Source organism: Vibrio sp. V43_P6S15P86, from assembly GCF_009904725.1.
Lineage (GTDB): Bacteria > Pseudomonadota > Gammaproteobacteria > Enterobacterales > Vibrionaceae > Vibrio > Vibrio diabolicus.
Window position 1 is genome coordinate 1 of the sequence record NZ_WXWT01000108.1, and the last position, 10,720, is coordinate 10,720.

The following is a 10,720-nucleotide window of genomic DNA, read 5'->3' on the forward strand; positions in this document are numbered from 1 at the left end:
CCCTATAAAGCACTCAGCGACCCCAATGGTTTGCTTGCTTTTGGCGGTGACTTAGATCCCATGAGAATCCTCAATGGTTACTATCAAGGCATTTTCCCTTGGTATGGTCCTGGAGAACCTATTCTATGGTGGAGCCCTTCCCCACGCGCTGTTTTTGATCCCTTAGAGTTTAAACCGTCTAAAAGTCTCAAAAAATTTCAGCGTAAACATAACTATAAAGTAACGCTCAATTTCGCGACAGAAGAAGTGATTAGACTATGTTCATCAACACGTCCTGCAGAGGAAACTTGGCTCAACGAGGAAATGCAAGCGTCTTATATTGAGTTAGCTAAACTTGGTCACTGTCACTCTGTAGAAGTATGGCATGACAACAACCTGATTGGGGGACTATATGGCATCTGCGTTGGTCAACTTTTTTGCGGAGAGTCGATGTTTAGCCTAAAAGATAACGCATCTAAAATTGCATTGTGGTACTTATGCAACCATTTGGCGTCAAAGCAAGGTCAATTAATCGATTGTCAGGTTATGAACTCGCACTTGGCATCACTTGGCGCATTTGAACTAGAGCGTAACGAGTTTATGCAAAAACTACTATCTTTAAGAGAAAAACAAACACTATTTGATACCTATAAGCCCCAAGTTTTGCAGGATTCAGTATGAGTACGGATATACAACATATTCGAATTGGATTAACGAATAATCACCCTTGCAGTTACTTGCCTGAACGGCAAGAGCGTGTGGCGGTAGCACTTGATGCAGGGCTGCATACTGAAGAAAACTATCAACTGCTGATGGCCAACGGCTTTCGTCGTAGCGGAGATACCATATATAAACCGCACTGTGAGCATTGTAATGCTTGCCAGCCAATTCGAGTCTCGATTCCGGATGTGACGCTATCAAAAAGCCAGAAGAGGCTGCTCAGTAAAGCACAACCTTTACGTTGGGAAATGAAACCCGAAATGGATGAGGAATGGTTTGCGCTTTACAGTCGTTACATTGCCAAACGACACAAAAACGGCACTATGTACCCACCAAAGCGTGATGAGTTTGCTCGATTTGCTCAAACTAGCTGGCTGACAACGTCGTTTTTACACATTTACGATGAATCAGATCAATTGCTCGCCATTGCGGTAACGGATGTAATGACTCAATGTTCGAGTGCATTTTATACTTTTTTTGACCCTGACTACCCGTTATCTCTTGGCACGTTAGCAGTGTTTTATCAAATTAAATACTGCCAAGAAAACAAACAACAGTGGCTATATTTGGGATATCAGATTGATGAGTGCCCAGCAATGAGCTACAAAACACGCTTTCAACGCCACCAAAGGCTAGTAAATCAGCGTTGGCGAGGGTAGAATACGCCTCAACTTTACATAATTACTATTTAGCGGCAGAATATAGCCCGCTAATATTGCCTAATTTCTAAAGAGGATTAAATGGCTAAAGAAGACGTAATCGAGATGCAAGGCACGGTCCTTGACACTCTACCAAACACTATGTTCCGTGTTGAACTTGAAAACGGTCACGTTGTGACTGCTCACATCTCTGGCAAGATGCGTAAGAACTACATCCGTATCCTAACGGGTGACAAAGTAACTGTAGAGATGACTCCATACGACCTGTCAAAAGGCCGCATCGTCTTCCGCGCTCGTTAATCTCTGATTTTCGGATGCAATAAAAAACGGAGCAGTTTGCTCCGTTTTTTATTGCATGATTTTTATTTCCGAGTAGCTTCAGACAAACAAAAAGCGCACGATAAAATCGTGCGCTTTTACTTCCCTACGGAGCAATTAATGCATCGCTGCCTCTTTCTCACTCAAATATTCAAATTTAAGTGTGTCATTCACTAGCGTTACTTTCACAGTGCCGCCGTCGACTAGAGAGCCAAACAACAATTCATTAGCCAAAGGTTTCTTAAGTTGCTCTTGGATAACGCGTCCCATTGGGCGAGCACCCATCGCCTTATCATAACCTTTATTCGCTAACCAATGGCGTGCATCTTGCGATACCTCCATTGATACGCCACGAGCATCAAGTTGCACCTGCAGTTCAACAATAAACTTATCAACAACTTGATGGATAACGCTTTCATCAAGGCTGTTAAACCAGATGATGTTATCAAGACGGTTACGGAACTCAGGAGTGAATACCTTCTTAATTTCCGCCATCGCATCGTGACTGTTGTCTTGCTGAATCAAACCAATTGATTTCTTCTCAGTTTCAGCCACACCCGCGTTGGTTGTCATAACTAGGATGACATTACGGAAGTCTGCTTTACGACCGTTGTTGTCCGTTAGCGTACCATTATCCATCACTTGTAATAGCAAATTAAAGATATCTGGATGCGCTTTCTCAATCTCATCAAGCAATACGACTGAATGTGGGTGCTTGATAACAGCGTCTGTCAGCAAGCCACCTTGGTCGTAACCGACATAACCAGGAGGTGCACCAATTAAGCGACTCACTGAGTGACGCTCACCATATTCCGACATATCAAAACGAAGTAGCTCGATCCCTAGAAGCTTAGATAGCTGCACCGTCACCTCTGTTTTACCCACCCCAGTAGGGCCAGCAAACAAGAATGAACCAACTGGTTTGTTATCCACGCCCAAACCTGCACGTGTCAGCTTGATCGCTTCGGATAATGCATCAATCGCATTATCTTGACCAAATACCAACATCTTCATCTTGCTATCTAGGTTCTTCAAGATGTCTTTATCTGAAGAAGAAACCGACTTCTCTGGGATTCGTGCCATCTTGGCAACCATCGCTTCGATATCGGCAACACCAACCGTTTTCTTACGACGGCTTGCAGGAGCAAGACGACTGCGAGCGCCAGCTTCATCAATGACATCAATGGCTTTATCTGGTAAATGACGTTCATTGATGTATTTCGCCGAAAGTTCTACCGCGGCACGCAGTGCTTTATTGGTGTAACGTACTTCATGGTGTGCTTCGTACTTCGGCTTCAAGCCCATCAAGATTTTAGTTGTGTCATCCAGAGAAGGCTCTACAACGTCAATCTTTTGGAAGCGACGGGACAACGCACGCTCTTTCTCGAAAATGTTGCTGTATTCTTGGTATGTAGTCGAGCCGATACAACGCAACTTACCGCTACTTAGTAGAGGTTTGATAAGGTTTGCGGCATCAACTTGACCACCAGAAGCCGCACCCGCACCGATGATTGTGTGTATCTCATCGATGAACAAAATTGCATCTTCTTCTTTTTCAAGCTGTTTCAAAATCGCCTTGAAGCGTTTTTCAAAATCACCACGGTACTTAGTACCAGCCAATAGAGAACCAATATCCAATGAGTAAATCACGCTGTTTTGAATAACTTCCGGGACCTGCCCTTCTACAATTCGCCAAGCAAGACCTTCTGCGATGGCTGTTTTACCTACCCCGGCTTCACCCACTAGTAATGGGTTATTCTTGCGGCGGCGGCAAAGTACTTGAATAGTGCGCTCTAGCTCTTTATCGCGACCAATCAGTGGATCGATATTGCCATCTTTAGCGACCTGATTAAGGTTAGTCGCAAAGCTTTCCAAACGTTCTTCAGAATTCGGCTCTTCGACACTCTCTGAACTGAACGAATCTGATGATGGGTCTTCGCTTGCACCTGACGCTTTAGTAATACCATGGGAGATAAAGTTAACAATATCTAATCGGGAGATGTCGTTTTTCTTCAATAGGTAGGCGGCATGCGACTCTTGCTCACTGAAGATCGCCACAAGCACGTTTGCACCTGTTACTTCGTTGCGGCCAGACGACTGTACATGAAAGACGGCGCGTTGTAGCACACGTTGAAAACTCAAAGTCGGCTGGGTTTCACGCGTCTCATCACTATCTGGGATAAGAGGCGTAGTTTGATCGATGAATATATCGAGTTCGTTACGTAAAGCGTCAAGATCCGCTTTACAAGCTAAAAGGGCTTCCTTAGCTGCATCATTTTCCAATAATGCAAGTAGGAGGTGTTCGACAGTCATAAACTCGTGGCGTTTATCTCGCGCCCGAGCAAATGCACCGTTAAGGCTTGACTCTAGTTCTTTATTTAGCATAAGTACCTCCCGAAAAAACAACTTGGGTTGTTCGAGCAAGTCTTCTTTGTTTACGCTTGCTCCATAGTGCAAAGTAGCGGATGTTCATTTTCCCTTGCGTACATCGTAACTTGCGCTACTTTTGTTTCGGCAATTTCTGCACTGTATGTGCCACAGATTGCCTTTCCTTCATAGTGAATCTTGAGCATGATCTGAGTCGCTTTATCAATGTCATGTGAAAAGAATCGCTCAAGTACCTCTATGACGAAATCCATAGGTGTATAGTCATCATTATTTAGTACAACATTGTACAGCTTAGGTGGCTGAACTTTCGTACTTTCTCGCTCCAGAAGATCAGAGTCCGGAGTGACCCATTCAAAATTTTTACTCATGGCAATTCAAAGATATCGTATCAAAGGGTTGATGTTTTCGACCTATAAAAACAATCTACCACAAGCGTGCAGCGCGGTGTAGTGAGATATGGCACCGAATTCGATCTTTGATCGATAAAAGTTGCTACCTAATATAGAGACTAATGCAGGTCTTGAGGGGGCGCAAATAAAAGATGCTTGTCGATAAGTTACACATTTTTACTTATAAAATAACTTTCTTTTTACCCACTCCGAGCTATTGCGAAACATCTCTCAGTCTTCTACCGAGATCACACTTCCTAACTGAGAATGGGGTAATTATCACGAAAACTTCATTTTTTATTCAGTTAGAGGATTCATCTATCATAAGCAACACGAACAGTATGGTTTTTCCAGTGAATACTACTTTGCAGGCTAATTGACCAAACTTCCGCGTATATACGAAAAACTGTTTGCAAATTTGTTAATCTCAAAAGTGATTTGTTTTCAATTATGTTTCTGTTTGTTGCTTAATGCTATTGACTGTCGGGATTCATTGACTACAGTGGAAAGTGTTGATGCATAAATCGTCATTTTGAATCCATTTGTTTTTAAGCAGCTTGGTGAATGTGATTTCTCATTGACTAGATGTTTGTTAGCGTTCGCTGACAATAGTAGTACCAGGTTAAAGGTATAACTTGGTTGTTGTAACAACTCAGTAAAAAATGCATGAGGGATGTAAAAGCATGGCTACAGGTACAGTAAAGTGGTTTAACAATGCCAAAGGATTTGGGTTTATTTGTTCAGATGAAGAAGAGGGAGATATCTTTGCCCACTACTCAACTATCCAGATGGACGGTTATCGTACACTGAAAGCAGGCCAACAAGTCTCATACGAGATTGAAAAAGGCCCCAAAGGCTGTCACGCGAGTAGCGTCGTGCCTCTTGAAGGTCAAGCCAAATAATTAGAGCGCTGTCGAAAAATATTGCTCTCGAAACATCATTTTGATGTTCTGAAGAGAAAAATAAACCCGCCAAGATAGCGGGTTTCTTACTATTTGTAGCTTATGAAATGCAGATAGACCACATACAAAGTATTGATAAAATAAGAAACACGTCGAAAGCGACGTGCTCTTTTCATCTATTTTACTTGTTAATGATCGCGTTAAAGGTTTCGCTTGGGCGCATCAACTTAGAAACCAATGCATCGTCTAGCAGGTAGTAACCGCCCAGTTCTCCTTTCACACCCTGTGCGTTGTTTAGCTCAGCGACGATTTTTTCTTCATGCTCTGACAACGCTTTCGCAATCGGTGCAAACTCAGCAGCGAGATCAGCATCGTCTGTTTGCTCGGCAAGTGCTTTCGCCCAGTAAAGTGCGAGGTAGAAATGACTACCGCGATTATCTAATTCGCCCACTTTACGTGATGGAGACTTGTTGGTATCTAAAAACTCACCAGTCGCTTTGTCTAGCGTATCCGCCAAAACTTGTGCTTTCGGGTTGTTTGCCACCACACTTAGATGTTCTAGGGATGCAGCTAGTGCTAAGAACTCACCTAAAGAATCCCAACGAAGGTGATTCTCTTTTTCTACTTGTTGAACATGCTTAGGAGCAGAACCACCAGCACCTGTTTCAAATAGACCACCGCCATTCATCAATGGAACGATAGATAGCATCTTAGCTGACGTGCCTAACTCTAGAATTGGGAACAAGTCTGTTAGGTAGTCACGAAGAACGTTACCCGTTACAGAAATAGTATCTAGACCCGCTTTCATACGCTCTAGCGAGTACTTACAAGCATCAACAGGAGATAGGATCTTAATCTCTAGACCGTCAGTATCGTGCTCAGGTAAGTAGGTATTTACTTTCTTAATGAGTTCAGCATCGTGCGCACGGTTTTCGTCTAGCCAGAATACGGCTGGAACACCTGTTGCACGTGCGCGAGTCACTGCTAGTTTAACCCAATCTTGGATTGGTGCGTCCTTCACCTGACACATACGGAAGATATCGCCTTCTTCAACCGCTTGCTCTAACAATACGTTACCCGCAGTATCAACAACGCGAACGGTACCCGCTGCGTCTAGAATGAATGTCTTGTCGTGAGAACCATACTCTTCTGCTTTTTGAGCCATTAAGCCAACGTTAGGTACGCTACCCATAGTGGTTGGGTCAAATGCGCCGTGCTCTTTACAGAAATCAATAACCGCTTGGTAAATACCTGCGTAGCTACGATCTGGAATCATCGCTTTGGTGTCTTTTTGTTTACCATCTGGTCCCCACATTTGACCAGAAGAGCGAAGCATTGCTGGCATAGAAGCATCTACAATAATGTCGCTTGGTACATGTAAGTTTGTGATACCACGATCAGAGTCAACCATCGCAAGTTCTGGTTGAGTTTGGTAAACCGCTTGAATGGCCGCTTCAATTTCTGCTTTTTGCGCTTCAGGTAGAGACTCAATTTTTGAGTAAACATCACCGATGCCATTGTTTACATCAACGCCTAGCTCTTCAAACAGCTTGCCGTACTTATCGAAAACGTCTTTGTAGTAAACTTTTACTGCATGGCCGAAAATGACAGGGTCAGAAACTTTCATCATTGTCGCTTTCATATGAAGAGACAGCAGCACGTCTTGTGCTTTCGCTTCAGCAATCTCTTTCTCGAAAAATTCAACCAGCGCCTTCTTCTTCATCACTGAAGTGTCAATGACTTCTTTATCTAGTAATGGGAACGCAGACTTGAGCTCTTTAACTGTACCGTCATTACCAACAAACTCGATTTTTACCTCTGTTGCACCAGAGATAGTCGTGGACTTTTCGCTACCAAAGAAGTCATTGTCTGACATGCTCGCAACATGAGACTTAGACTCTGCTGACCACGCACCCATTGAATGTGGATTTTTCTTCGCGTAGTTTTTAACCGAAGTTGGAGCACGACGGTCTGAGTTACCTTCACGAAGTACTGGGTTAACCGCACTACCTTTGATTTTGTCGTAAGCCGCTTTAATCGCTTTCTCTTCGTACGTGCTCGGTTCTTCTGGGTAGTTTGGTAAATCGTAACCTTTCGCCTGAAGCTCTTTAATCGCCGCTTTAAGCTGAGGAACTGAAGCTGAAATGTTAGGCAGCTTGATGATATTTGCTTCTGGAGTTTGAGCCAGTTCACCAAGCTCAGTCAACGCATCGCCAATGCGCTGTTCTTCTTTTAGATGCTCTGGGAAGTTAGCGATAATTCGACCTGCTAGTGAAATATCACGAGTATCTACATTGATGCCAGACGATGCTGTGAATGATTGAATGATTGGTAGTAATGAATAAGTTGCTAGCGCCGGCGCTTCATCAGTGATGGTGTAGATAATTGTAGGTTTTTCTGTAGGCATGAAATTTCCCTATTTTTTAATCAACTTGTTGGCTGATCAACTCAGCGTCTGAGTTGGTTTAATTGACGCATTGCTGCACGTTAGCAGTACATGTCTCCTCACTAACGCCACATGCGGTTCGCACTCTTTGTTGTAGTTTGAAGCTCTAAGCTCTGAATCCATGAGTGCACTGATATAATTAAACAAATAACACGAATTAGTCTATCATTCTGTGCGCGTTTGTTAGTTTTAGGCGCGCAAATCATATCCGATCATGAGAAAACTTAAAACTTTCAAACACAGTTCATTTACATTTTTGCAGGGTAGTTAACATGTCATCTCGTACAGGTCAGGAAAAAGGTCGCAGTCGTAACCAGTCTAAAACGGGCCATTTTAAACACTCAGGAGCTCGCAATGGCTCGAAGACTCGTACTCAGCAAGACCGTCGCCCTAATCGCCCAACAAAAAGCCAAAAGCCAAAAGTGGCCCCCAAAGATCGTAAAGTCATTATTTTCAATAAGCCTTACGATACGCTCAGTCAATTTACCGATGGCGATGGTCGCAAAACGTTAGCGGACTATATCCCAATCAAAGATGTCTATGCGGCTGGCCGATTGGACCGAGACAGCGAAGGTTTGATGGTACTCACTAACGATGGCATCTTGCAGGCGAAGCTAACGCAGCCAAAGTCAAAATCGCCGAAGACTTATTGGGTTCAAGTCGATGGCGCTCCTCAGGAGCAAGATCTTGAAAAATTGAGAAAGGGAGTAGAGCTAAAAGATGGTATGACTCTACCAGCCGAAGTTGAAGTGATTCCAGAACCACAAGTCTGGGACAGAACCCCTCCGGTTCGTTTTCGCGCAAATATCCCTACCACTTGGTTAGCCATTACCATTATTGAAGGAAGAAATCGTCAGGTGCGTCGCATGACTGCGCACATTGGCTTCCCTACTTTGCGCCTCATTCGTCATTCGATGGGTGATATCGTCCTTAAAGACCTAATGCCTGGTGAATGGAGAGAAATCTCTCTCTAATAGGCAGAAAAGATAAAAGCAGGCTTAAAGCCTGCTTTTTAGATTCGTACTTTTTCAGTTAAGCCCTATCTAATGAACTAAGGGATTACTGCTCAGCAAGCCAGGTTTTAAATGCCTCTTTTTCCGCCGGAGACGCTTTCTGGTACATCGTCTTTAATACATCAACCATTGGGCTGTCGTTCGATGCGACTGTTGAACGGGTATCACTACTCTCAACTCGAGGCTCGATATCACTTACTGATTGTTGATGCTGATTCACAGTTACATAACTAACGGCAACACTCGCGATACCGCCAGCAATATTGTAGTTACGAGATTCTTGAGGGTAATTACGACCAATTTGAACACCATCTGACTCTAATACATCTTCGACCAAAGCAATAGGTTGACCTTTGGTGTCCAGCAGTTGCCAATCTAAAGGTGAGATGTTGTTTTGCGCTTGACGAAGAGTTTTAAACTCTGGTACTTCAAACTTTAGTTTTTCATTTTCAACATCAAACTTAGCGATGATCACGTCACTGTAAACTGTCTTAAGGTTTTCGTTTGTTTCAAAAGCAGGTTGATATTTGAAGACAATTTGGTTAGTTCCGTCGGGGATCTCAATTGTCTTCTCACTAGAGAAAAGTCCCCCCTCAAGTTTTGGCTTCTCCATATTGACGGCCAGTAACTTCACGTCTTCTGGAACCACTAAAGTCGTTGCAGCATAAAGGTTTGTACTGGCAAGAATAGACAACGCCATTGCCACTTTTAATGATAACTGCATAGAGTTTTTCATCCTTATCTTCATAGTAAAAGACCCAGCATATAGCTGGGTCTTACAATATCAAACTGGGTATTGATTACCAGTAGAAACGTGCACCAACACCGAAGTCAGTTTTAGAATCAGTTTCTGCAGTTGTTTTACCAGCTTCTAGCTTATCACCATCAAAATTGTAACCCGCTTCTGCGAATACGCGAGCCCATTTAGAGAACTTGTATTCAACGCCAGCGTAAAACTTAGATTGGTCGCCATCTTTCTTGCCAGATTTGTCAGAAGATGACATTACTAGCTCGTAGCCAGAGTAAAGTGTTGTTTTAGGAGCTACAGCGAACATGCCTGCTAGAGAGATACCGTGAGAATCGATAGTCTCGTTAGCTGCTTTGTCTTCATTTTCGTTGTAGTAGTACGTAGCACCTAGAGTGTGCTCATCTAGAGCGTATTCAGCAGTTACTTCGAAAGATAGGTTTTCAGTGTTGTTACCTTTAGAAGCAATCTTGTTCTCAGAAGAAAGAACGCCAGCGTGTACAGATAGGTCATTGAAAGACTTACCTACGAATACTTCGCGGATTTCTTCGTTTTGATCTTTCTCACCTAGCGCGTAACCAGCTTTTAGCCAGAATGCGTCATTTTCGTAAGCGTATTTAATTTGAGAAGAGTTGTTCCACGCGTGTCCGTAAAGAAGTGCAGAACCACCGAAGAAGTATGAGTAATCAGCTCCGTAGATGTCATCAGCCCAAGTACCTTCTTTACCAAAACGAAGTGTACCCATATCGCCCATGTCGAAGCCAAAGATGTGACGGCGTACGTATACTGAGTCATCAGTACGCTCGCTTGAATCAGCACCTGCACCGTAGTTGTCACCTAGAGCAACACCGATTTCAACTTCACCTAGAACTTTTAGGTTGTCGTTTACAACGTAAACACCATTTACACCCATACGAGAAGAGCTAGTGTTTAGCTCTGCAGTGTGGTCTGTGCTGTCTAGGAATAGAAGAGTTGGACGTAGCTGACCGTAGAAATCTACAGAACCTTCTTCAGATTTGAATACTTCAGCTGCGTTCACTGAAGTTGCAGACGCAACTACAGCTAGTGCTAATAGAGTTTTTTTCATAATTAATCCACTGCCTTTTCTTAGTTCGGGATATCCTTGTCCGGTTCCCTTTTTTTATATGTTTGAGATAGAGC

10 protein-coding genes are annotated in these 10,720 nt (G+C 43.3%); 5 read left to right on the plus strand and 5 right to left on the minus strand.

The window, feature by feature from the left end:
• From aat to infA, 3 genes are all read left to right on the plus strand, one after another.
• Positions 1-660 (plus strand): leucyl/phenylalanyl-tRNA--protein transferase (aat, locus tag CAG69_RS04505; RefSeq protein WP_161442935.1); only part of this gene is annotated, 660 nt, incomplete at its 5' end.
• Positions 657-1,358, plus strand: coding sequence for an arginyltransferase (locus CAG69_RS04510; RefSeq protein WP_161442937.1), 702 nt, complete (start codon positions 657-659; stop codon positions 1,356-1,358). The genes aat and CAG69_RS04510, both read left to right, overlap by 4 nt.
• 81 nt (positions 1,359-1,439) lie before the next feature.
• Positions 1,440-1,658, plus strand: coding sequence for a translation initiation factor IF-1 (infA, locus tag CAG69_RS04515; RefSeq protein WP_001040192.1), 219 nt, complete (start codon positions 1,440-1,442; stop codon positions 1,656-1,658).
• A 135-nt stretch (positions 1,659-1,793) separates the two neighbouring features.
• On the opposite strand, the gene clpA is transcribed toward infA, so the two are convergent.
• Positions 1,794-4,061, minus strand: coding sequence for an ATP-dependent Clp protease ATP-binding subunit ClpA (clpA, locus tag CAG69_RS04520; RefSeq protein WP_005390700.1), 2,268 nt, complete (start codon positions 4,059-4,061; stop codon positions 1,794-1,796).
• Positions 4,062-4,111: 50 nt separating this feature from the next.
• Positions 4,112-4,432, minus strand: a complete 321-nt coding sequence (gene clpS, locus CAG69_RS04525; protein ID WP_031780157.1) for an ATP-dependent Clp protease adapter ClpS — start codon at positions 4,430-4,432, stop codon at positions 4,112-4,114.
• A gap of 704 nt (positions 4,433-5,136) precedes the next feature.
• Here clpS and cspD point away from each other — a divergent pair.
• A complete protein-coding gene (gene cspD / locus CAG69_RS04530; protein WP_005378407.1) occupies positions 5,137-5,355 on the plus strand; it encodes a cold shock domain-containing protein CspD in 219 nt (72 codons plus the stop codon).
• Between the two features lie 181 nt (positions 5,356-5,536).
• Here cspD and CAG69_RS04535 read toward each other — a convergent pair whose 3' ends face one another.
• Positions 5,537-7,762 carry an NADP-dependent isocitrate dehydrogenase gene (locus CAG69_RS04535; protein WP_161442939.1) on the minus strand — a complete coding sequence of 742 codons (2,226 nt, stop codon included), beginning with the start codon at positions 7,760-7,762 and terminating at the stop codon, positions 5,537-5,539.
• A 311-nt stretch (positions 7,763-8,073) separates the two neighbouring features.
• Between CAG69_RS04535 and CAG69_RS04540 the strand changes: the two genes are divergently transcribed.
• On the plus strand, positions 8,074-8,775 hold the full coding sequence (locus tag CAG69_RS04540) for a pseudouridine synthase (protein ID WP_053807161.1): 702 nt from the start codon (positions 8,074-8,076) through the stop codon (positions 8,773-8,775).
• Between the two features lie 85 nt (positions 8,776-8,860).
• On the opposite strand, the gene CAG69_RS04545 is transcribed toward CAG69_RS04540, so the two are convergent.
• Both CAG69_RS04545 and CAG69_RS04550 read right to left on the minus strand, forming a co-directional pair.
• Entirely contained in the window at positions 8,861-9,538 is a 678-nt protein-coding gene (locus CAG69_RS04545) for a DUF2057 family protein (protein WP_161442941.1), read from the minus strand.
• A 76-nt stretch (positions 9,539-9,614) separates the two neighbouring features.
• A complete protein-coding gene (locus CAG69_RS04550; RefSeq protein ID WP_006742133.1) occupies positions 9,615-10,646 on the minus strand; it encodes a porin in 1,032 nt (343 codons plus the stop codon).
• Positions 10,647-10,720: the final 74 nt, after the last annotated feature.